Source organism: Gordonia sp. SCSIO 19800, from assembly GCF_018132775.1.
GTDB classification, from domain to species: domain Bacteria; phylum Actinomycetota; class Actinomycetes; order Mycobacteriales; family Mycobacteriaceae; genus Gordonia; species Gordonia hongkongensis.
The window spans coordinates 1-20,267 of sequence record NZ_JAGRQM010000006.1 but is presented as its reverse complement, the minus strand read 5'-3'; the positions used below and the strand labels follow the sequence as shown (position 1 = coordinate 20,267).

General features: G+C 67.4%; 20 protein-coding genes. 11 read left to right on the top strand and 9 right to left on the bottom strand.

What is annotated here, in order from left to right; all coding sequences use genetic code 11:
- Positions 1 to 52: 52 nt before the first annotated feature.
- Together KB201_RS09050 and dmpG are read left to right on the top strand one after the other, a co-directional pair.
- Positions 53 to 958, top strand: a complete 906-nt coding sequence (locus tag KB201_RS09050) for an acetaldehyde dehydrogenase (acetylating) (RefSeq protein WP_211538932.1) — start codon at positions 53 to 55, stop codon at positions 956 to 958.
- Positions 955 to 2,049 carry a 4-hydroxy-2-oxovalerate aldolase gene (dmpG, locus tag KB201_RS09045; RefSeq protein ID WP_068970498.1) on the top strand — a complete coding sequence of 365 codons (1,095 nt, stop codon included), beginning with the start codon at positions 955 to 957 and terminating at the stop codon, positions 2,047 to 2,049. Before KB201_RS09050 ends, dmpG begins: the two co-directional genes overlap by 4 nt.
- 35 nt (positions 2,050 to 2,084) lie before the next feature.
- On the opposite strand, the gene KB201_RS09040 is transcribed toward dmpG, so the two are convergent.
- Positions 2,085 to 3,002 (bottom strand): LysR family transcriptional regulator, encoded by a 918-nt coding sequence (locus KB201_RS09040; protein ID WP_211538924.1) that lies wholly within the window; start codon positions 3,000 to 3,002, stop codon positions 2,085 to 2,087.
- A 102-nt stretch (positions 3,003 to 3,104) separates the two neighbouring features.
- On the opposite strand from KB201_RS09040, the gene KB201_RS09035 reads away from it, so the two are divergent.
- A complete protein-coding gene (locus KB201_RS09035) occupies positions 3,105 to 4,253 on the top strand; it encodes a TDT family transporter (protein ID WP_211538922.1) in 1,149 nt (382 codons plus the stop codon).
- 400 nt (positions 4,254 to 4,653) lie between these two features.
- On the opposite strand, the gene KB201_RS09030 is transcribed toward KB201_RS09035, so the two are convergent.
- Positions 4,654 to 5,448, bottom strand: coding sequence for a VOC family protein (locus tag KB201_RS09030; RefSeq protein WP_211538915.1), 795 nt, complete (start codon positions 5,446 to 5,448; stop codon positions 4,654 to 4,656).
- Positions 5,449 to 5,601: 153 nt separating this feature from the next.
- On the opposite strand from KB201_RS09030, the gene KB201_RS09025 reads away from it, so the two are divergent.
- Positions 5,602 to 6,171, top strand: coding sequence for a hypothetical protein (locus KB201_RS09025; RefSeq protein WP_211538913.1), 570 nt, complete (start codon positions 5,602 to 5,604; stop codon positions 6,169 to 6,171).
- Here the strand turns inward: KB201_RS09025 and KB201_RS09020 are convergent.
- From KB201_RS09020 to KB201_RS09010, 3 genes are all read right to left on the bottom strand, one after another.
- Positions 6,146 to 6,673: a C40 family peptidase gene (locus KB201_RS09020; protein WP_058251171.1), complete on the bottom strand. Its 528-nt coding sequence runs from the start codon at positions 6,671 to 6,673 to the stop codon at positions 6,146 to 6,148. The genes KB201_RS09025 and KB201_RS09020 overlap by 26 nt on opposite strands.
- A 123-nt stretch (positions 6,674 to 6,796) precedes the next feature.
- A complete protein-coding gene (locus KB201_RS09015) occupies positions 6,797 to 7,195 on the bottom strand; it encodes a hypothetical protein (protein WP_211538905.1) in 399 nt (132 codons plus the stop codon).
- A gap of 25 nt (positions 7,196 to 7,220) precedes the next feature.
- On the bottom strand, positions 7,221 to 8,459 hold the full coding sequence (locus KB201_RS09010) for a Rieske 2Fe-2S domain-containing protein (RefSeq protein ID WP_137810190.1): 1,239 nt from the start codon (positions 8,457 to 8,459) through the stop codon (positions 7,221 to 7,223).
- Positions 8,460 to 8,684: 225 nt separating this feature from the next.
- On the opposite strand from KB201_RS09010, the gene hsaA reads away from it, so the two are divergent.
- From hsaA to KB201_RS08975, 7 genes are all read left to right on the top strand, one after another.
- Positions 8,685 to 9,869 carry a 3-hydroxy-9,10-secoandrosta-1,3,5(10)-triene-9,17-dione monooxygenase oxygenase subunit gene (gene hsaA, locus KB201_RS09005; RefSeq protein ID WP_211538903.1) on the top strand — a complete coding sequence of 395 codons (1,185 nt, stop codon included), beginning with the start codon at positions 8,685 to 8,687 and terminating at the stop codon, positions 9,867 to 9,869.
- Between the two features lie 319 nt (positions 9,870 to 10,188).
- Positions 10,189 to 11,100 (top strand): iron-dependent extradiol dioxygenase HsaC, encoded by a 912-nt coding sequence (hsaC, locus tag KB201_RS09000; protein WP_058251167.1) that lies wholly within the window; start codon positions 10,189 to 10,191, stop codon positions 11,098 to 11,100.
- A gap of 16 nt (positions 11,101 to 11,116) precedes the next feature.
- On the top strand, positions 11,117 to 11,716 hold the full coding sequence (gene hsaB, locus KB201_RS08995; RefSeq protein WP_058251400.1) for a 3-hydroxy-9,10-secoandrosta-1,3,5(10)-triene-9,17-dione monooxygenase reductase subunit: 600 nt from the start codon (positions 11,117 to 11,119) through the stop codon (positions 11,714 to 11,716).
- The gene (locus KB201_RS08990) at positions 11,713 to 12,957 is read left to right on the top strand and encodes a hypothetical protein (RefSeq protein ID WP_249145274.1); all 1,245 of its coding nucleotides are present in this window, start codon (positions 11,713 to 11,715) and stop codon (positions 12,955 to 12,957) included. Before hsaB ends, KB201_RS08990 begins: the two co-directional genes overlap by 4 nt.
- Positions 12,954 to 13,745 carry an SDR family oxidoreductase gene (locus KB201_RS08985; RefSeq protein ID WP_211538901.1) on the top strand — a complete coding sequence of 264 codons (792 nt, stop codon included), beginning with the start codon at positions 12,954 to 12,956 and terminating at the stop codon, positions 13,743 to 13,745. The genes KB201_RS08990 and KB201_RS08985 overlap by 4 nt, the downstream gene beginning before the upstream one ends.
- Complete coding sequence (locus KB201_RS08980) at positions 13,738 to 14,880, top strand: sulfotransferase (RefSeq protein ID WP_058251164.1); 1,143 nt, start codon at positions 13,738 to 13,740, stop codon at positions 14,878 to 14,880. The genes KB201_RS08985 and KB201_RS08980 overlap by 8 nt, the downstream gene beginning before the upstream one ends.
- 38 nt (positions 14,881 to 14,918) lie before the next feature.
- Positions 14,919 to 15,548, top strand: coding sequence for a TMEM175 family protein (locus KB201_RS08975; RefSeq protein WP_137810185.1), 630 nt, complete (start codon positions 14,919 to 14,921; stop codon positions 15,546 to 15,548).
- Between the two features lie 6 nt (positions 15,549 to 15,554).
- Here KB201_RS08975 and KB201_RS08970 read toward each other — a convergent pair whose 3' ends face one another.
- The 4 genes from KB201_RS08970 to KB201_RS08955 are packed head-to-tail and all read right to left on the bottom strand — an operon-like array spanning position 15,555 to position 19,720.
- Positions 15,555 to 16,661, bottom strand: a complete 1,107-nt coding sequence (locus tag KB201_RS08970; RefSeq protein ID WP_211538895.1) for an acyl-CoA dehydrogenase family protein — start codon at positions 16,659 to 16,661, stop codon at positions 15,555 to 15,557.
- A complete protein-coding gene (locus KB201_RS08965; RefSeq protein ID WP_159371820.1) occupies positions 16,658 to 17,626 on the bottom strand; it encodes an acyl-CoA dehydrogenase family protein in 969 nt (322 codons plus the stop codon). The genes KB201_RS08970 and KB201_RS08965 overlap by 4 nt, the downstream gene beginning before the upstream one ends.
- Before the next feature lie 5 nt (positions 17,627 to 17,631).
- The gene (locus KB201_RS08960; RefSeq protein WP_211538894.1) at positions 17,632 to 18,798 is read right to left on the bottom strand and encodes an acyl-CoA dehydrogenase family protein; all 1,167 of its coding nucleotides are present in this window, start codon (positions 18,796 to 18,798) and stop codon (positions 17,632 to 17,634) included.
- A 1-nt stretch (position 18,799) separates the two neighbouring features.
- A complete protein-coding gene (locus KB201_RS08955; RefSeq protein ID WP_211538892.1) occupies positions 18,800 to 19,720 on the bottom strand; it encodes an enoyl-CoA hydratase in 921 nt (306 codons plus the stop codon).
- Positions 19,721 to 20,267: the final 547 nt, after the last annotated feature.

Sequence of the window (20,267 nt, the reverse complement as noted above, 5' to 3'; positions counted from 1 at the left end):
CCCTCGATTCACCGAGTCAACAACAGCTTTCACCGAGTAAGAGGAGGAACCCGTGGCAGCCAAGCTGACCGCAGCGATCATCGGGTCGGGCAACATCGGCACCGACCTGATGTACAAGCTGGAGCGCTCCGAGGTGATCGAGCCGCGCTGGATGGTCGGCATCGATGCCGCCTCCGAGGGCATGAAGCGCGCGGCCGATCATGGCCTCATCACGATGAGCGGTGGTGCCGACGAACTGCTGGCGTCGTCGGAGCGCCCGGATCTGATCTTCGAGGCGACCTCGGCCTATGTGCACCGCGAGTACGCACCGAAGTACGAGGAGGCGGGCATCATCGCCGTCGACCTCACCCCGGCCGCGGTTGGCCCCGCGGTGGTGCCGCCGGCCAATCTTCGCGAGCATCTCGACGCGCCGAACACCAACATGATCACGTGCGGCGGGCAGGCGACCATCCCGATGGTGTATGCCGTGAGTTCGATTGTGCCGGTGCCATATGCCGAGATCGTCGCGTCGGTGGCCTCGGTGTCGGCCGGGCCGGGCACCCGCGCGAACATCGACGAGTTCACCGCGACGACCTCGGCGGGTGTCGAGACGATCGGCGGCGCGCAGCGCGGCAAGGCGATCATCATCCTCAATCCGGCGGACCCGCCGATGATCATGCGCGACACCATCTTCTGTGCCATCCCCGAGGATGCGGACACCGATGCGATCGCCGAGTCGATCCACCGGCGGGAGAAGGAGATCCAGGCCTATGTGCCGGGATACCGGTTGCTGCAGGATCCCCAGTTCGACCCGCCGAGCGTCCTCAACGGCGGACACGCCCGGGTGTCGATCTTCGTCGAGGTCGAGGGTGCGGGGGACTTCCTCCCGCCGTACGCCGGGAATCTGGACATCATGACCGCTGCCGCCACGAAGGTCGGCGAAGAGATCGCAAAAACGAAGGTGGGAGTCCCGGCATGAGCACCAACGTGGTTCTGACACCGCGCGACCCGAAGCTGATGGCGAACGCGCGCAAGTACTCCGACACCCTCGACATCCGCATCACGGACTCGTCGCTCCGGGACGGCAGCCACCACAAACGCCACCAGTTCACCGAAGAGGAGGTGCGTGCCATCGTCGGCGCACTCGACGAGGCCGGGGTGCCGGTCATCGAGGTGACCCACGGTGACGGTCTGGGCGGTTCGTCGTTCAACTACGGTTTCTCGAAAACCCCTGAACAGCAGCTGATCAAGGCTGCCGCGGAGACGGCGAAGCGAGCCAAGATCGCTTTCCTGATGCTGCCTGGGCTGGGCACCAAGGACGACATCCGGGCGGCGCAGGACAACGGCGGTCAGATCTGCCGCATCGCGACGCACTGCACCGAGGCCGATGTCTCGATTCAGCATTTCGGACTCGCGCGCGATCTCGGTCTGGAGACTGTCGGGTTCCTGATGATGAGCCACAGCCAGCCGCCGGAGGTCATCGCCAAGCAGGCTCGCATCATGGCCGATGCCGGGTGTCAGTGTGTGTACGTCGTCGACTCCGCCGGTGCGCTGGTCCTCGAGGACGTGACTGTTCGGGTGCAGGCCCTGGTGGCCGAACTCGGCGACGACGCGCAGGTCGGTTTCCACGGGCACGAGAACCTCGACATCGCGGTCGCCAACTCGGTCAACGCGATCCGCGCGGGCGCACAGCAGATCGACGGCTCGATCCGGCGTTTTGGGGCAGGGGCCGGCAACACGCCCACCGAGGCCTTCGTTGGTGTGTGTGACAAACTCGGCATCACCACGGGGGTCGATTTCATGAAGATCGCCGACGCCGCACAGGATGTCGTCCGTCCGGCCATGCCGTCGGAGTGCCTGGTCGACCGCTCGGCGATGATGATGGGTTACGCCGGTTGCTACAGTTCGTTCCTCAAGCACGCCGAGGGTCACGCTGAACGTTACGGTGTCTCGGCGGCGGAGATCCTCCTCGAGGCGGGTAGCCGCAAACTGGTCGGCGGCCAAGAGGACCAGCTCATCGACATCGCGCTCGAGCTCAAGAAGAAGCAGGACGCGAACGCCGGGGTCTGAGCAGAAATCCGGCTGGGGCCGTCGCCGGTTGCCGCTCAGCTCCGGCTGATGTGCGCGAGAAAGTCGCGCGCGGCGCCGGCGGTCGGTTGTGGGCCCGAGAGCCACACGGCGCGGAGCGGCCGGGCGAGATCGAGGCCGGCCATCGGGATGTGGGTCAGCCGGTGTCCGAGGTCGTCGGCCACCGAGAGGTCACTGAGTACCGCCGGACCGGCTCCCGCGATGACCGCCGCGCGCACCGACGCCGTCGTGGACAGTTCCAGGACGGGTGGCGCGGCCTCTCGTCCGGGGCCGAGGGTCCTGGTCAGGGCGCGCTCGAGAAACTCCCGGGTGCCCGAGCCCTCCTCGCGCGTCACCAATGGAGTGCGGGCGAGATCGGCGGCCGTGACCGGCCGCCGCAGCCTCGTCCACGGATGACCCGGCGGTACGACGAGGATCAGCTCGTCGCGCGCGACGGTCCGGCTGCGCAGACCGGTCTGGACGCGGGACCCCTCCACGAAGCCGAGTTCGACGTCGCCGGCACGGACGAGGTCGTACACGTGATCGGAGTTGGTCGCGGTGAACGACACCTTGGGAGCGGGCTGATGCTGAGCGGCGAACGAGACGAGCCAGCGGGGGAGGAGGTGCTCGGCGACGGTCAGGCTGGCGGCCAGACGTAGCTGGTCACGTCGTTCGAGGCGTAGTGCGGCCAGCCCGGCGTCGAATTCGCCGGCCAACGTCAGCAGGCGGTCGGCCCATTCGGCGACGAGTCGCCCGGACTGGGTGGGCACCGATCCGCGCGGTGTGCGTGTCAGCAGGGCGACGCCGAGCTGCGTCTCCATGGCGCGGATGCGCGCTGACACCGCCTGCTGGGTGACGCCGAGTTGGGTCGCGGCGGCGTTGAGGCTGCCCGTCCCGACCACTGCCTGCAGGGTCTCCAGTGACGCGAGGTCGGGCATCCGCGGACTCAGCACCATCGCTCGAGGGTACAAGCGGCGGTGGTACCCCGGATACAAACGGCGGTTGTGCCCTGCCAACGATTCGGGTCCTACCGGCGTCGTTGGATTCGCGGGAACGTGATGGACATGACCACGACCACTGCCTCCGCCGGACTCGCAGCACCGGACCTCGGGACCGCAACAGCCCGCGCGGTGGGGCGGCGTCGCGCCTCCTACGTGCCGCCCAACTGGTTCGCCGCGGTGATGGGCACGGGGATCATCGCGATCGCCGCGCACAGCCTGCCCTGGCAGCCCACGGGTCTAGCGGAGGTGGCAACCGTTTTCTGGCTGTTGGCCTGCGCGGTGTTCGGCGTCGTGCTGGTCGCCACGGTCCGGCACTGGGGCCGCGACCCGGAGGTCGCCCGCGGTCATCACGCCCACCCCGTCGTCGCCCACTTCTACGGTGCGGTGCCGATGGCGATCATGACGGTCGGGACCAGCACGATGGTCGTCGGAGCGACGGTGATCGGCCGGGATCTGGCGCTGGGGATCGACCTCGTGTGCTGGGTCGTCGGCACGATCGGCGGGGTCGTCACCGCGGTGGTCATCCCGTACCGGCATCTCATCGTCGGGCGCCCGTCGGTCGGCGACGCGTTCGGCGGCTGGCTGATGCCCGTCGTCCCCCCGATGGTCTCGGCGTCGGCGGCCGCGGTGCTCACCCCGCAGTTGTCCGCAGGTTGGGCGTCGCATGTGGTGATGGGGATCGGTTGGGCGATGTTCGTGCTGGCCGCACTCGCCTCACTCCCCATTCTGAGGGTGCTGGCGTCGCGGCTGCGTACCGGAGACGTCGGCGCCGCGCACATGGTCCCCACCTGGTGGATCGTCCTCGGACCGCTCGGCCAATCGGTCACCGCGGCGTGCCTGCTGGCCCACGTCGCACCCCATGTCGTCGACGCGCCCATGGCTGAGACCTTGCATTCGTTTGCGGTCGGTTATGGCCTCACCGTCTGGGTGGCGGCAACCCTGTGGATCGCCGTCGCAACACGGCTCACCGCGCGGACCCTGAGGTCGGGAATGCCGTTCGCGATGACCTGGTGGGCGTTCACCTTCCCCCTCGGCACCTACGTCACGGGTTCGAGTGCGCTGGCCCTCACCGTCGGTGGGACGGTCTTCGAGGTCGTGGCCGTCGCCGGATTCACGGTCCTCGTCCTGGCATGGAGCGGCGTGGCGGTCCGCACGATTCGCGGGGTCGTCACCGGCGAACTCCTCCGGGCACCCGGGGTGCGGTGAGGAGCCGCATCCGCAAACCCACCCCTTTTCCGTAAACCCACCACGCTCGGACCGGGTGGGTTTACGGAAAACGGGTGGGTTTGTCGGAAGGGCGGGGCTACGAGATCCCGGCAGTAGCGGGTTGCGGAGTGTGCGCGGGCGGGTGTGCCGTCTCGCCAGGTGGGGACCTCGTCGAGATAGCTCTGCACGGAGCCGGGAGGGACGGCCGAATCGTGTGCCGACATGCGAATCCTGTTCCACGCCGACGAGTTCCACGCGATATGACGGTGAATCGTGTCTGTGGAAGTCGGACGCTACAGGGTGCCGTCGGCCATCGCGTTGCGGCGGGATGAACGTTTGACGCCGCCGATGACCTGCGCGGTAGGACTCGGTGCGCACCGAGCCCTACCGCGGCTGCGCGTCACATGCCGGCGGGCGGATGTCCCAGACAGATCAGGGCGCCCATCGGATCCTTGATCGCGGCCAGCGTCCCGTATGGGGTGTCCTCGCCGGCCATGAGGATCTTCGCGCCCAGCGACTCGGCCTGCTTCACCGTGGCCGCGACATCGTCGACGGTGATGTAGACCTGCCAGAACGACGGCACCCCGGCCGGGAAGAGCTTGACCGAGTCCATGATCCCCGCGTACGACGCCTCACCGTAGAAGATCTGGCCGTAGCTGTCGGGGCCGACGGCGTCCGGGTCGCCACCGGTGCCGACCTCCTCGATGCGCGCGCCGAGCACGGTCCGGTAGAACTCGACGGACTTGGCGTAGTCCATGCTCTGACACTCGAACCAGTAGGGCGTGCCGTGCTCGCCGAACTCGGTGTACCCCTTGTGATTCTTCGGTTGCCAGAACCCGATCGCCGCCCCCGCGGTGTCGAAGGCCATCAACATCGTGCCCTCCTCGCCGATGGCCATCGGCGGCACCATGATCGAGCCCCCGGCCGACTCGACGGCCTTCACCGTGGCGTCGGGATCCTCGGTGTGGAGGTAAACCGTCCAGATGTCGGGCGGCCCGGCGCCTTCCATCACCGGACTAAGACCGGCCACCCGCTTGCCGTTCTTGTGGAAGTTGCGATAACCGCCCATCTCCTCGTCGGGGGCCTCGGCCTCCCAGCCGAAGATCGCGCCGTAGAACTCCTCGGCCTTCGCGGTGTCACTGCTCATCAGGTCGAACCAGATTGGTGCCCCGGAGGGGGCTGCATACTCTGCCATTGCTGGGTCCTCTTTCTTGCTCCGCGTGAACTGGTGGACGACTGCCCGTCGGAACTTCTGACTGACAGGGTCGCGCAAACTCATCGGTCGCGGACGGCGTTGCGTTTAGTCCGACTCATATCCACCGACGTCGGCTCATGGCACCCTGATCGGATGACCAAGCATGCAGGGACGGTCGAACGACTCCGCGGCCTCGCGTGGCCGACGATGCTGGCGGGTGGTCTGCTGCTGGTGCTCTTGGCACAGGTGCAGTGGGGCAGTACCGATGAGGGCGTGGAGCCGTCGATCACCGGGTTGGGACGCGTCACGATCCTGGGCGCCAGCGACGACGATGTCGCGTTCTTCTTCGAGGACAACACCGGCCGCCCGGGCCTGAGCGTGGTGGTGCTCGGTGCCGTGATCGCGGTGGTCGCCGCCCTCGGCTGGTGGCGCCCACGCCTGCGCCCGTCCGCCATCGGCCTGATCGGGCTGGCGTCGGTCATCGTGCTCGTCGTCGGCATCCGCACGCTGAGCAACCCCGCCGCGCATCTGTTCTCCGACCGCGTGTCCGAGGCGCTCGACGCCGACCTCCCCGAGATGCAGGCGGGTTACGGACTGATCGGGACCGTCGTGGTCGCGATCCTGCTCCTGGTCGTCGTCGGTTTATGGGTGCTGAGCACCGTGTGGCCCCGTGCGGCTGCCGCCGAGCGAGCCGAGGTCAACCGAACCGACGAATCGTCTTGATGTAGCCCATGTCCTTCAACTTCGTGAAACCGATCGGGACACCGTTGGGGCCGTAGGCGTTGAACACCCGACCGGCGCCCGCGTAGATGCCGACGTGCCCGGCGTCGCGACCGAAGATGATGATGTCGCCCGGTGCGAGGGCGCGAAACGGGATCGCGTGTCCGACCTTCGCCTGTTGCTGGCTGGTCCGGGGGAGCTGGACGCCGGTCGTGTAGAACGCCCACCGCACCAGCCCGGAGCAGTCCCACGAATGCGGGCCGACGCCGGCCCACTTGTACGGCTTGCCGATCTGGGTGATCGCCGCCCCGAGCGCGTTGAGGCCGACGGTGGTCGGGATCGGCAGATAGATCGGGACCGAACCGGAGGAATCCGACGACCCCGCGGCCGCGGCGTGACCGGTGTCGAGGAGTGGGGAGCCGGCGAGGGGAACACCGACCGACAGCGCGGCAGTGAGTGCGATGGTGCAGGTCACGCGCCTGGCGCGCGTCATCGAAACGGACATGACGACAGCTTGGCCGAGGCGGGTCGGCGCGTCGTCGGTCGTTCTCCAGGTGTGACGAACGTGTGACCGGTGTGATGCCTGGGGCTTGTGTTATCTAATGGTGCTGTAGTTCCGGTTAACCGATTACCAGTAGCCGTCGGGATCGGTGGCGGGCGACTCGGCCGGGATGATGCCCTCGGTGACCCCGTGGTCGATGCTGGCCGACAGCCGGGCGCACGTCGGCATCATCGCTCCGGGCAGCAGCGGGCCGTTCCCGTCGTCGTCGCCGGCGCGCATCTGCTCGAGGCCGAGGCAGCGTTCCCTGGCGTCGGCGTTCCACTGCACGCTGGTGTGGAACGAACTGGTCTTCTTCACCAACACACAGGCGTGGCATGCCCGGCACTCGATCTCGCGCATCCCGCCCTGCAGGTAGTGCTCGCGGTCGCGGCGGGTGGCCTCGTGAACCCGGGCGAGCCGGTCCGGATCGTTCTGGAAGTCGGGCGCCTTCGCCCAACGGTCGGAACCCCCGGGAGCCCCTGCCATCCGAACCCCTGCCGCCCGGGTCACGTCAGACCTCGGCCTTCTCCGTGGATTCCGACGCCGTGGACTCTGCAGCCTTCTCGGCCTCCTGGCGGCGCAGGTTCTCCTGGATCTCCTCGTTCCAGCTCTCGAGGGCCTTGGAGGTGTCGATCTCGTACTCGAACCGGCCGGTCATCTCGTCGGTGACGTCGGCCTTGTCGACGTAAAACTGGTCGTACCAGCGGCGGAGCTGGTACACCGGGCCGTCCTCCTCGACGAGGAGCGGGTTGTCGATCCGGGTCTTGTTCTTCCAGATCTCGACGTCCTGCAGGAAGCCCACCTCGACGCCGGCGCTGATCTTGGTGGCCATCTTCGACGCCTGTTCGGCGGTCAGGCCGTCCGGGACCTTGGCCATCACGCCGTACATCAGGACGAAGGAGTTCTCGTCGATCGGGTAGTGGCAGTTGGTGAGGATGGTCTCGACCGCGTAGCCGCCGTAGTACTGGATCATCGGGTTCAGCATGTATGACGGGCCGTAATACGCCGCGATCGATTCGAGGCGGCTGTCGCCGTAATTGGTGCCGAGGGTGACGTCGGGCCGGCCGTGCGAATTCATGTACTGCGCGGCGATCTCACCCTCGAAGACGTTCTTGAAGTAATCCGGAAGAGCGAAATGCACGTAGTAGAAGTGCGCCATGTCGACGACGTTGTCGATGATCTCGCGACAGTTGGAGCCCTCGATGACGATGCGGTTCCAGGTCCAGGGCGTCCACTCGTCGGACCCGAATTCCTCGAGTTCGGGGATGATGCACTCATCCGGGGGCGGATTGCCTTCGGGATCGTTGTAGACGAAGATCTGGCCGTTGCGGACCATCGACGGCCACGAGCGCGTCTTGGCGAGCTTCGGGTTGCGCTTGGCGTAGGGCACGCCGGCGCACCGTCCGTTGCCCTTCCACAGCCAGCCGTGGAACGGGCACGCGACGTTGTCGCCCGAGAGCTTGCCCTGGGAGAGGTCGCCGCCCATGTGCCGGCAGAACGCGTCGAGCACGTTCACCTCGCCCTTGGTGTCGACCCAGACCACCAGCTTGGTGCCGAAGATCGTGACGGAGTGGGGCTTGCCGTCGTCGAACTCCTCGTGCAGGCCGAGGCAGTGCCAGCCGCGCGCGAACCGGGTGGGCGGTGCACCCGTGTCGATCTCCCGGATACCCACATCGGCCCCGTCGGAGGCGACGGCTGCGCTCGGCGTGCCGGGGCTGCTCGGGGTCATCGTCTCGGGTCCTGAAGACATGTGCCCTCTCCTGTCTGTGGCTGATGTCGCGTCGAAAAACTGTACCCAATACTAGAACACGTTTCAGATTTGTCAGCCCGATCGTCGTCCCGAACGCCGATCGGGCCTGTACATGGGCATAAAGTCCCAGTCCTCGACAGAAATGAGAACGTGTTCTAATCTCGAACTCGATGGGTACAGCGGCCGGCTCGTCCGGCCGAGGAGAGACGAGTAGGAGCAGGCGAGATGCCAGCACAACGGAGCGAAGCCGCCGAGCAGGTCCTGGAGAAGATCAACGTCCTGCTCCCGGAACTCGAGCAGCGTGCGCAGTCGACCGAGGATCTGCGTCGAATCCCCGACGAGACCGTCTCGAGCCTCGAGACCGCCGGCTTCTTCCGGCTGTTGCAGCCCGAGCAGTGGGGTGGCTATCAGGTCGACCCGGTCACCTTCTACGAAGCGGTCCGCCGGATCGCGTCGGCCTGCGGGTCCACCGGCTGGGTGTCGGGCATCATCGGCGTCCACAACTGGCACCTCGCCCTCTTCGACCAGCAGGCGCAGGAAGACGTGTGGGGTTCGGACAGCAATGTCCGGATCTCGTCGTCGTACGCGCCGATGGGCATGGGTGAGGTCGTCGACGGCGGCTACAAGGTCAACGGTTCGTGGGCGTGGTCGTCGGGCTGCGAGACTGCTGACTGGGTCTTTGTCGGGGGTCCGGTCATCAAGAACGGCAAGCCCGTCGACTTCGTCAGCTTCCTGATCCCGCGTGAGGACTACACGATCAAGGACGTGTGGAACGTCGTCGGTCTGCGCGGCACCGGGTCCAACACCATCGAGGTCAAGGACGTGTTCGTGCCGCGGCACCGCATGCTCAGCATGCGCACGATGTCGATGGGACAGAGCCCGGGCCTGGAGCGCAACACCGCGCCGGTCTACAAGATGCCCTGGGGCACCATCCATCCCAGCACCATCGCGACGCCGATCGTCGGCATGGCCTACGGCGCCTACCGCGCCCACGTCGAGCACCAGGGCAAGCGGGTCCGGGCCGCCTACGCGGGCGAGAAGGCCAAGGAGGATCCGTTCGCCAAGGTCCGGATCGCCGAGGCCGCCAGTGACATCGACGCCGCGTGGCGCCAGCTGTCGGGCAACCTGCAGGCCGAGTACGACCTCATCCTCGCCGGCGAGGAGGTCCCGATGGAACTGCGCCTGTCCGCTCGACGCGACCAGGTGCGTGCGACCGGACGTGCGATCGCCGCGATCGACCGGCTCTTCGAGAACTCGGGCGCCCACGCGCTCGAGAACGGGACACCGATCCAGCGCTTCTGGCGCGACGCCCACGCCGGCCGCGTGCACGCCGCGAACGACCCGGAGCGCGCCTACGTCGCATTCGGCAACGGCGAGTTCGGAATTCCCATCGGCGACACGATGGTGTGACCCTTCGTGACGCTCGCAAGCTCGCTCCTCAGGGAGCAGGGAAGTGGCTCGCAAGCTCGCTCCTCAGGGAGCAGGGAAGTGGCTCGCAACGTGCCTCACCAGGCCCTTCGTGGCTCGTCGCTTGCGCTCCTCGCACCTCAGGGAGCAGGGAAGAGGCTCGCAAGCCCGGAGCTTGCGGAGGGCACCCCTCTCCGCTCCCTGAGGAGCCCGGAGCTTGCGGAGGGCACGCCCGTCCGCTCCCTGAGGAGCCCGGAGCTTGCGGAGGGCGTCACGAAGGTCCGGCCAGCACCGTCGGCAAGAGCACAAAGAGGAGTAGCAGATGAGTGACAGTCCGATTCGCTCGTTGGGGTACATGAGGATCGAGGCCACCGACATCGAGGCGTGGCGCACCTACGGCCTCAAGGTTCTCGGCATGATCGAGGGCTCCGGTCTCACCGACGGTGCCCTGTATCTCCGGATGGACGATTTCCCGGCCCGTCTGGTCATCGTGCCGTCCGAGCACGACCGGCTCGCCTGCGCGGGCTGGGAGGTCGCGAACGCCGCTGAGTTGCAGGATGTCCGGGATCGGCTGTCGCGTGCGGGTGTGGTCTTCCGCGAGGGCAAGGACGAGGAGGTCGCCGACCGTCGGGTCGCCGAGATGATCGTCTTCGACGACCCGGCGGACAACACCCTGGAGGTCTTTCACGGCGCCGCGCTGGAGCACCGGCGCGTCGTCAGCCCGTACGGGCATCGCTTCGTCACCGAGGAGCAGGGTCTGGGCCACGTGGTGCTCACCTGCTCCGACGACAAGGCGGCGCTCGAATTCTACCGGGACGTACTCGGATTCAAGCTCCGGGACTCGATGCGCCTCCCGCCGCAGGTGGTCGGCCGCGAAGAGGGCGACGAGGTGCCGTGGTTGCGCTTCCTCGGCTGCAACCCCCGACATCATTCGCTGGCGTTCCTGCCGATCCCGAACAGCACCGGCATCGTCCACCTGATGGTCGAGGTCGAGAACGCCGACGACGTCGGCCTGTGCCTCGACCGCGCGCTGCGCAAGAAGGTGCCGATGTCGGCGACGCTCGGCCGACACGTCAACGACCTCATGCTGTCCTTCTACATGAAGACGCCGGGCGGCTTCGACATCGAATTCGGTTGTGAGGGGCGCACGGTGAAGGACGACGAGTGGATCGCCCGGGAGAGCACGGCAGTGAGTCTGTGGGGGCATGACTTCAGCGTCGGGTTCAAGGGCTGAGATGCCCTTGTCCGAGATGCCCTCCGGCGCCGCGACCCAGCAGTCCACGCGTTCGCCCTACGGGTCCGCCGATTTCGACTCCCGTCAGTTCCGAACGGCGATGGGCCAGTTCTGTACCGGGGTCACCGTCATCACGACCCTCGACGACGCGGGTAAGCCGGTCGGGTTTGCCTGCCAGTCGTTCGCCGCGTTGTCGCTCGATCCGCCGCTGGTCCTCTTCTGTCCGATGAAGACCTCCCGGAGCTGGAAGGTCATCGAGAAGACGGGCAAGTTCTGTGTGAACGTCCTGTCGAACCGCCAGCAGGACGTCAGCGCCGCCTTCGGCGCCCCCGGCGACGACAAGTTTGCGAACGTCATCTGGGACCCGTCACCGGCCGGTCTCCCCGTCATCCGGCACAGCCTGACCTGGGTCGAATGCGACGTCGAGACGGTCACCGACGGCGGTGACCATCACATCGTCATCGGCCGCGCACTGACTCTCGGAGAAGTGCTGCAGGACAAGCCGTTGCTGTTCTACCGTGGCGGCTACCTGTCGACCGAACACCCGCGGGTCACGCCCGCACAGGCAGAGTTGGAAAACTTTCTCACATGGACGGGCGGGGACACCTGGCTATGACCGTCGACGACGCGACGAGTACCGAGACAGCGACGACCGAGACATCGTCAACCGAAACAACGAGTGGCGCACCGCTGGTCACGCAGCCCCTCCTCGACGCGATCGCGGAGGCCGAGAAGCTGGTCGCATCGGCCGATTTCGCCGAGACCGAACAGGATCTCGCCGAAGGCTACGACTACCTCGCGGGGAGTATCGCCGCCATCGTCCAACTGGTGCGCGCCCGGTCCATCTCCCACCCGAACTTCGTGACGTCCACCGGGCCGTCGACCAAGATGGGCCTGGACAATCCGGACACGCTCTACTATCACGCAGACGTCGAGCCCACCGGGACCTACCGGGTACGCGGGCGGCGCGGTACGACAACCGATCTCAGCTTCCAGGTCCTGCGCGGCGACTACACGGCCTCGTCGGTACCGGGCGGCGAGGATGCGTTCGACGACCGGCGGCTGACGATCGCCGACGACGGGTCGTTCGAGCTGACCTTCGGCCCACCCATCCCGGATGCGCCCGACGACTACTTCCCGCTCGGCGAGGGCGCGTCGATGCTCGCGGTGCGCGAGGTCTACTCCGACTGGTCCGAACGCAAGGGGTCGATCACCATCGAACGGGTCGACACCATCGGGACCGCGCCGCCGGAGCCGGACCTGGCCCGGGTGTCCCGCCGGTACGCGACGGCCGGCAAGATGCTGACGGCTCGCATCAACACCTGGTTCAACTTCCCGAAGTGGTTCTACCTCGACGAGCCGGTCAACACGTTCACCGCACCGCGGCAGACCCCGGGCGGCCTCAGCACGCAGTTCTCCTCCGTCGGACACTTCCGGTTGGGGCCCGACGAGGCGATGGTGATCACCATTCCGCGGTCCGACGCCCCGTACCAGGGATTCCAGCTCGGCAGCATGTGGTACACCTCGCTGGACTACGTCAACCACCAGACCAGCCTGAACTCCGCTCAGGCGCAGGTGGATCCGGACGGCATGATCCGCATGGTGGTGTCGCATCGTGATCCGGGCGTCGCGAACTGGATCGAGACGACGGGACGGTCGAGGGGCATCCTGCAGTTCCGCTGGCAGCGCAGTGATTCGCCGATCGGCCCGGACCTGGGCCCGACCGCACAGGTCGTCGCTTTCGACGAAGTCGCCGACCATCTGCCGCACCTCGAGCACAACAGGATCGACGCCGACGGCTGGGCGGATCGGATCGCGGCACGTCAGCGTGGGTTCGCCGAGAGGATGCTGGGATGAGCGCACAGGGGGGTCTGCTCGCCGACAAGGTCGTCGTGGTCTCGGGTGTCGGTCCGGGACTCGGGTGGTCGATCTGTCTGCGCGCCGCCGCGGAGGGGGCGCGGGTCGTCCTCGCCGCCCGCACGGAATCGCGTCTGAAAGAGGTGGCCGCCGAGATCGACGCCACCGGCGGGACCAGCCTCGTCGTCCCGGCTGACATCACCGACGACGCCGCCGTCGACAACCTGGTGGCCACCACCGTCGCCCAGTTCGGCCGGGCCGATGTACTGGTCAACAACGCCTTCGCCCTCCCGTCGATGAAACCGTTGTCCCGCACCGACTTCGATCAGATCGCGAGCAGCATCGACGTCACCGTGCTGGGCACACTGCGGGTGATTCGCGCGTTCACCGACGCGCTGGGCGAGTCCGACGGCTCGATCGTGAACATCAACTCGATGGTCATCCGGCACTCCGAGCCCCGTTACGGCAGTTACAAGATCGCGAAGTCGGCGCTGCTGGCGATGTCGCAGTCGCTGGCCTCCGAACTCGGCGACAAGGGGATTCGCATCAACTCGGTCGCACCGGGTTACATCTGGGACGACCAGCTGAAGTGGTACTTCGGCGAGGTCGCCAAGAAATACGGGATCTCACCCGACGACGTCTACGAGCAGACGGCGTCGAAGTCCGACCTCAAGCGATTGCCGGAGCCGGACGAGATCGCCGACGCCGTCGTGTTCCTCGCCTCGCCGATGGCGCGCGCCATCACCGGGCACACCCTGGACGTGAATTGCGGTGAATACCATGACTAGTGCGGCACGCACCGACGTCGGCACGATCGAAGACCTGCATTCCTCGGCCACTCGCGCCACCGGCCTCGACGACTTCGGGGACACCGAGTACCTGGAGCCGTTGGGCATCCTGCTCGACTCCTACCGCTCCGAGGCGGGGCTGACCGAGATCGGCAGCAAGATGTTCCGCTTCTTCCTCAAGGGCGCGTTGGTCGCCCGGTTGCTCAGCGAGGCGTCGTGGAAGGCGAACCCGGGGTACGCCGACGTCGAGGTGACGCGGCCGATCTTCGTGACCGGCCTGCCGCGCACGGGAACGACTGCGCTGCACCGACTCCTGGCCGCCGATCCGGCGCACCAGGGCGTCGAGATGTGGCTCGCCGAGTTCCCGCAGCCCCGGCCGCCGCGCGACACCTGGTCCGACAATCCCGTCTACCAGCAGATCCAGGCCGGGTTCGAGCAACATCACGTCGAGAATCCCGAGTTCATGGGGTTGCACTACATGGACGCCGGCGAGGTCGAGGAGTGCTGGCAGCTGCTCCGCCAGAGCGTCATGTCGATCTCGTACGAATCCCTCGCGCACATCCCGACCTACTCGAGGTGGCTCGCCCAACAGGACTGGACGCCGGCGTATCTCCGACACCGCAAGAACCTGCAGCTGATCGGGCTCAACGATCCCGGCAAGCGGTGGGTGCTCAAGAACCCCAGCCATCTGTTCGCGCTCGACGCGCTCATGGCAGCGTACCCGGATGCCCTGGTGATCCAGACGCACCGGCCGCCCAGCACTCTCATCGCGTCGATGTGCAGCTTGGCCGAACACGCCACCCCGGGATGGTCGACGACGTTCACCGGCGAGCAAGTGGGCCAGGACCAGCTCGAGCTGTGGTCGCGCGGACTCCGTGAGTTCTCCACCGCACGGAAGCGGTACGACCCGGCCCAGTTCCTCGACATCGACTTCACCGATCTGCGCAACGACCCGATGGGCACCGTCGAGCGGGTGTACGCGGCGCTGGACACCCCGATGTCGGAGGACGCGCGTGCGGCGGTGACCGCGCTCGACGAGGAAAGCCGGTCGGGTGCGCGCAAACCGCAGCACCGGTACCAGCTCGCCGATTACGGACTCGACGAGGCAACGGTCGAGGCGGCCTTCGCCGTCTGACCCACCGGCCGCCCGCCGGTCGTTCTACAGTGCATCGCATGGCAGAACCGGAGAACCGACAGTCGGCAGAGGGACTGAGCCGGCTCATCGCATTCGCCGACGCGGTGGTCGCGATCGCGCTGACCCTGCTGGTGCTCCCGCTCGTCGACATCGCGAACGACCTGCGCGAGGATTCGTCGGTCGCGGACGTGGTGTCCGACAACTCGATCGAACTGGTCAGCTTCATCATCAGTTTCGGCGTCATCTGGATCCTGTGGCGCCAGCACCATCAGACGATGGAGTACTTCCGCGCCTACGACCGCACGCTGATCAACCTCCACTTCATCTGGTTGCTCACGATCGTGGCGCTACCCTTCGCGACGGCCCTCATCGACGGTGCCCACATCGAGCAGGCCAACATCCTCTACATCGGTGTGCTAGCCGTCTCGGTGGGCTCGCTCATCGCGATCGCCGAATGGGGTCGTCGGCACCGAGAACTGCTCGCCGACGACGACGCGACCGACCGATGGGTTGCCTCATCGAGCGGAGTCGCCACGTTCATCATCCTCGCGGTCGCACTGGGCGTCGCGATCGTGTTCCCGCGCAGCGGAAATCTGCCGCTGTTCCTACTGCTGCTGACCGACCCGGTCGAGCGGCTGCTCGCCCGGTGGCGGCCGCGGCGACACTGAGGTCGGTCAGCGCAGTGCGCGGGCCGCTTCGGTAACCGCGGTGTGCGGGGCACCGAACATCTGCGACGTGGCCTGTGCGCGTTTGAAATAGAGCTGGATGTCGTGCTCCCAGGTGATGCCGATGCCGCCGTGCAGCTGGATGGCCTCGCCCGCGACACGACGATTGGCATCGGAGCAGTACACGTGGGCGGCCAGCGCCAGGTCGGCGGTGTCCGGGTCGTCGGCGGCGAGGGCGGCCACGGCGGCGCGGGAGATCGACCGCGCCGTCTCGACCAGCACGTACATGTCGGCCATCCGATGCTTGAGGGCCTGGAACGAGCCGATGGTGCGCCCGAACTGCTTGCGGGACTTGGTGTACTCGACCGTGAGGTCGAGCGCTTGCTGCGCGCCCCCGACCTGCTCGGCGGACAGCAGGGCCCACGCGAGCGCGCGGAGCCGGGACGCGAGATCGTCCGGCGCCGGGATCGCCGCGGACGCGACCTCGTCGAAGCGCACCGAGGACAGCGCCCGGGTCGGGTCGAGGACGGGCATCGGCGACACCGAGACGCCGTCCGCATCGGCGGCCACCTCGTGCAGGGTCAGGTGCGTCCCGGGTCCGGCTGCGAGCACGAGGAGCACGTCGGCCGATTCGCCGTCGACGACGAAGTGGGCTGTCCCGGTGAGGAGTCCGGCGTCGGCGCGCACACCGGGTGCCTGCCAGCCGCGTTCACCGGCCCAGCACACCGCCGCGGTCCGCTCGCCTGCGGCCAGGGCGGGCAGAAGTCGCGACGACGCGTCGTCGTCACCCGCGAGCAGGATCGTGCCGGTGGCGAGTGCGGAGCCGAGCGCGGGGACGGGACTCAGTGCGGCGCCCAGTTCTTCGAGCACCGCGGCCGACTCCATCCATGACGCCCCGGCACCGCCGAATCGCTCGGGGACAGCCAGCGCGGCGACGCCGATCTCGGTGCACAGCGTCTGCCACAGGTTCGAGTCGATGCGCCCCGTGGCGGACATGGCCGTGCGGACCGTCGTCGAATCGCCCCGGCGACGCAGGAGATCCCGCACCGCCTCGACGAGTGCCTCCCGTTCCTCGGCGCCGATGGCCGGGCTTTCGATGCCGGTACTGACGGTCACAGCGTCTCCAGGATGCGTTGGCGGTGTACGGCAGGGGAGCCCCAGGCGTTGAGCAGCGCCCGGGTCTTGGTGATGTACAGCGAGATGTCGTGCTCGGCGGTGTACCCGATCGCCCCCATCACCTGCAGCGAGCGGCGGGCCGACAGGTCGGCGGCCTCGGCGGCCGAGACCTTCGCCGCCGAGATGTCGCGCGAGACGTCGGTGCCCTCCGGCACTTGGCCGTCGACGCCGAGGGCGGCCGCGTGAACGAGGGGGCGGGCCATCTCGATGGCGATCGCCACGTCGGCCAGATGATGTTTGACGGCCTGGAACGACCCGATCGGTCGGCCGAACTGCTTGCGCGACTGTGCGTAGTCCGAGGCGATGGACAGCATCGCCTGACCCAGGCCGAGCAGCTGCGCAGCCGTGGCCAGTGCGCCCGCGTCCGCGGCGTCGGACGCATCGACCCCGGTGGCCAGGACGTCGCCGGCGGTGACCCGCGACAACGTCCGGGTGCTGTCGACCGAGGGCTCGGTGCTCTGCACGGTGGCCCGCGAGAGCACTCCGTCCTCGACGAGGTAGACATCGGCGGAGGCGGTGTCGGCGGCCAACGGTTGGAGCGGTCCGATCGCGCAGGTCGCCAGCCGCCCCTCGGCGAGGTCGCTGAGCGGGCCCGACACGTCGGCGTCGTGCAGCAGGATCGGCAACACGGCGACGCTCTCGACGATCGGGCCCGGGGCACAGTGGCGTCCGAGTTGCTCGACGGCGACGACCATCTCGACGGCCCCGGCGCTGCTGCCGCCGTGTGACTCGTCGATCAGGAGTCCGCTGATGCCCGCGTCGGCCAGCTGTGAGTAGACCTTGGCGACGGCCGCGCGGTCACCGGCCGCCCAGGCGCGCGTGGCGGTCGGCATGTCGGCCTTGCCCAGCATGGCGTCCACCGTCGAGGCGAGGTCGGTGTGGATGTCGGAGAGTCGGAAGTCCATGATGATCACCGATCTCCACGGGGAAGGCCGAGCAGGCGCTCGGCGATGACATTGCGCTGGATCTCGTTGGTACCCGCGTAGATCGGCCCGGACAACGAGAAGAGGTAGCCATCGGTCCACCGGTCGTCGAGCTCGGCGGCCGGGCCCTGCAGGTCGAGGGCGGTCTCGTGAGCGGCGATGTCCCACTGCGACCAGAACACCTTGTTGATGGACGACTCCATGCCGAGCGAACCACCGGCCGCAAGACGACTCACCGTCTGATACGTGGACAGCTCGTAGGCTCGTGACCCGATCCACGCATCTGCCACGCGCGCATCGGTGTTCGCCGTCGACGGGACGTCGTCCCGGTTCGACCGCCACAGTTCGACGAGGCGGTCGGTGGTGGCCAGGAACCGGCCGGGTGCGCGCAGGGACAGCCCGCGTTCGTTGGCGGCGGTGCTCATCGCGACCCGCCACCCGTTGTCCACCTCGCCGATGACACCCGACTCGCCCGGATTCGACGGATCTTCGGGGACGAAGACGTTCTCCAAGAACAGCTCTGCGAACCCGGCCTCGCCGTCGAGCTGTGCGATCGGTCGGACGGTCACGCCCTCGCTGCGCAGGTCGAACATGAAGTAGGTGAGACCCTTGTGGCGCTGCGCCTGTTTGTCGGTGCGGAAGAGGCCGAAGGCGCGGTCGGCGAAACTCGACCGCGAACTCCAGGTCTTCTGACCGTTGAGCAGCCAGCCGCCGTCGGTGCGAACGGCGGTCGACCGCAGCGAGGCGAGGTCGCTGCCGGCCTCGGGTTCGCTCCACGCCTGACCCCAGATGTCGTCGGCGTTGGCCATCCGCGGCAGGATGCGTTCCAGCTGAGCAGGACTCGCGTGCTCGAACAGGGTGGGTGCGAGCAGGAAGATGCCGTTCTGGCTCACGCGTCCGGGAGCACCCGAACGGTAGTACTCCTCCTCGAAGATGACCCAGTGCAGCAGCGGGGCATCGCGGCCGCCGTATTCCTCCGGCCAGCTGACGACCGACATCCGGTCGGCGGCCATCGTCCGCTCCCACTCGCGGTGCGCCTCGAATCCCTCGGCGGTGTCCATCGACGGAAGCGGTTCGCGCGGAACATGATCGGCCAGCCAGGTGCGGACCTCGGCGCGGAAGTCGTCGGCGGCGTCGTCGAACAGCAGGTCCATGTCAGCTCACCGATCCCTCGGTGCCGGTCGACGCCGACGCCTTCATCGACTTCGCGTCCATCCCGCCGAGGGAGTCGCCACCCGCCTCGGAGTTGGCCGCGTGCGCGAAGTGGTGCCAGCCGAACACCGAATCCATCGAGTTGCGCAGTCCCATCTGGTCTTCGCAGATGTTGACGGCCTTCTTGCTCAGGAAGAGCCCCTGCATCGGCATGGCGACGGCCTTCTCGGCGATCTCGTTCACCTTGGTCTCGAGGGCGTCCCGGGGAACGACGTGGTTGACCATGCCCCAGTCGGCCGCCTGCGTCGCGGTGAAACGTTCACCGGTGAAGAGGATCTCCTTCGCCCGGCGCGGGCCGAGCACGAAGGCGTGGGCGAAGTACTCGACGCCGGGGATGCCCATGCGGGCGACCGGGTCCGAGAAGAACGCGTCATCGGAGGCGACGATGAAGTCGCAGATCCAGGCGAGCATGAGACCGCCGGCGATGCACGCGCCATGGACCTGGGCGATGAGGGGTTTGGGGATGTCACGCCAGCGGCGGCACATCCCCATGTACACCTCCATCTCGCGGGCGAGACGCTGGTCGGCACCGGTCTTGTCGGTGTGGTCCCAGTGCAGGACGGCCGCGTTCTCGTAGTAGGTGTCGAAGTCGCGTTCGGGGGTGCCGATGTCGTGTCCGGCCGAGAAGTGCTTGCCGTTCGCCCGCAGCACGATCACCTTCACCGAAGCGTCGTCGACGGCCTTGCGGAAAGCGGCGTCGAGCGAATAGGTCATCACCGAGTTCTGCGCGTTGCGGTACTCCGGGCGGTTCAGCGTCACATAGGCCACCGCGCCGTCGGGGCCGCCGGTCTCGTAGGCGACCGGTGAGGTGTCCGGGCCCAGATCGTCGGGTCCGAGCGGAGGTGGGATGACGGCGTCACTCATGCCCCCGAGACTAACCTAGCAAGTGCTTGGTTGGTAGTCGGTGTCGGTGATCGCCGGGGTCAGAAGTGCGGTGTGGAGCGATAGGTGAGCTCCCGGATCCGGCCGTTTAGGTGGCGGCTGTCGTCGGCATCATCTCGGCGAACTCGCGAAACATGTTGGCGACGATCACCATTCGATGTTTCCTCTGCTGTTTAGCCCTAAAGAACACCACAATCCCTGCTCCCTGAGGTGTGAGGAGCGCAAGCGACGAGCCACGAAGGGCGGGCGAGCATCGAACATGGCCCTTCGTGGCTCGCTTCACTCGCACCTCAGGGAGCATGAACAGAACGCTCTCGAGCGTTCGCTGCGTAGTCCACGACGGCCGCCATGCCGGTCACATGTCGGGGCAGCGCAAGTTCCGTCGAAGTGGCGCCGTCGTGTCGGGCCGGCAGCGTTGCAGGTCTTGCGTGGACTACGAAAGAACACTCTTAAGCGTCCACATCTCTGCTCCCTGAGGTGCGAGCGAAGCGAGCCACGAAGGGCTCCGCAACCTGTCTCACCAGGCCCT

Excerpts from the sequence above, each read along its gene's own strand:
- dmpG (WP_068970498.1), top strand. The coding sequence starts at position 955 with ATGAGCACCAACGTGGTTCTGACACCGCGCGACCCGAAGCTGATGGCG.
- KB201_RS09040 (WP_211538924.1), bottom strand. The coding sequence starts at position 3,002 with ATGGTGCTGAGTCCGCGGATGCCCGACCTCGCGTCACTGGAGACCCTG.
- KB201_RS09035 (WP_211538922.1), top strand. The coding sequence starts at position 3,105 with ATGGACATGACCACGACCACTGCCTCCGCCGGACTCGCAGCACCGGAC.
- KB201_RS09030 (WP_211538915.1), bottom strand. The coding sequence starts at position 5,448 with ATGGCAGAGTATGCAGCCCCCTCCGGGGCACCAATCTGGTTCGACCTG.
- KB201_RS09025 (WP_211538913.1), top strand. The coding sequence starts at position 5,602 with ATGACCAAGCATGCAGGGACGGTCGAACGACTCCGCGGCCTCGCGTGG.
- KB201_RS09020 (WP_058251171.1), bottom strand. The coding sequence starts at position 6,673 with ATGTCCGTTTCGATGACGCGCGCCAGGCGCGTGACCTGCACCATCGCA.
- KB201_RS09015 (WP_211538905.1), bottom strand. The coding sequence starts at position 7,195 with ATGGCAGGGGCTCCCGGGGGTTCCGACCGTTGGGCGAAGGCGCCCGAC.
- KB201_RS09010 (WP_137810190.1), bottom strand. The coding sequence starts at position 8,459 with ATGTCTTCAGGACCCGAGACGATGACCCCGAGCAGCCCCGGCACGCCG.
- hsaA (WP_211538903.1), top strand. The coding sequence starts at position 8,685 with ATGCCAGCACAACGGAGCGAAGCCGCCGAGCAGGTCCTGGAGAAGATC.
- hsaC (WP_058251167.1), top strand. The coding sequence starts at position 10,189 with ATGAGTGACAGTCCGATTCGCTCGTTGGGGTACATGAGGATCGAGGCC.
- hsaB (WP_058251400.1), top strand. The coding sequence starts at position 11,117 with ATGCCCTCCGGCGCCGCGACCCAGCAGTCCACGCGTTCGCCCTACGGG.
- KB201_RS08990 (WP_249145274.1), top strand. The coding sequence starts at position 11,713 with ATGACCGTCGACGACGCGACGAGTACCGAGACAGCGACGACCGAGACA.
- KB201_RS08985 (WP_211538901.1), top strand. The coding sequence starts at position 12,954 with ATGAGCGCACAGGGGGGTCTGCTCGCCGACAAGGTCGTCGTGGTCTCG.
- KB201_RS08980 (WP_058251164.1), top strand. The coding sequence starts at position 13,738 with ATGACTAGTGCGGCACGCACCGACGTCGGCACGATCGAAGACCTGCAT.
- KB201_RS08975 (WP_137810185.1), top strand. The coding sequence starts at position 14,919 with ATGGCAGAACCGGAGAACCGACAGTCGGCAGAGGGACTGAGCCGGCTC.
- KB201_RS08965 (WP_159371820.1), bottom strand. The coding sequence starts at position 17,626 with ATGGACTTCCGACTCTCCGACATCCACACCGACCTCGCCTCGACGGTG.
- KB201_RS08960 (WP_211538894.1), bottom strand. The coding sequence starts at position 18,798 with ATGGACCTGCTGTTCGACGACGCCGCCGACGACTTCCGCGCCGAGGTC.
- KB201_RS08955 (WP_211538892.1), bottom strand. The coding sequence starts at position 19,720 with ATGAGTGACGCCGTCATCCCACCTCCGCTCGGACCCGACGATCTGGGC.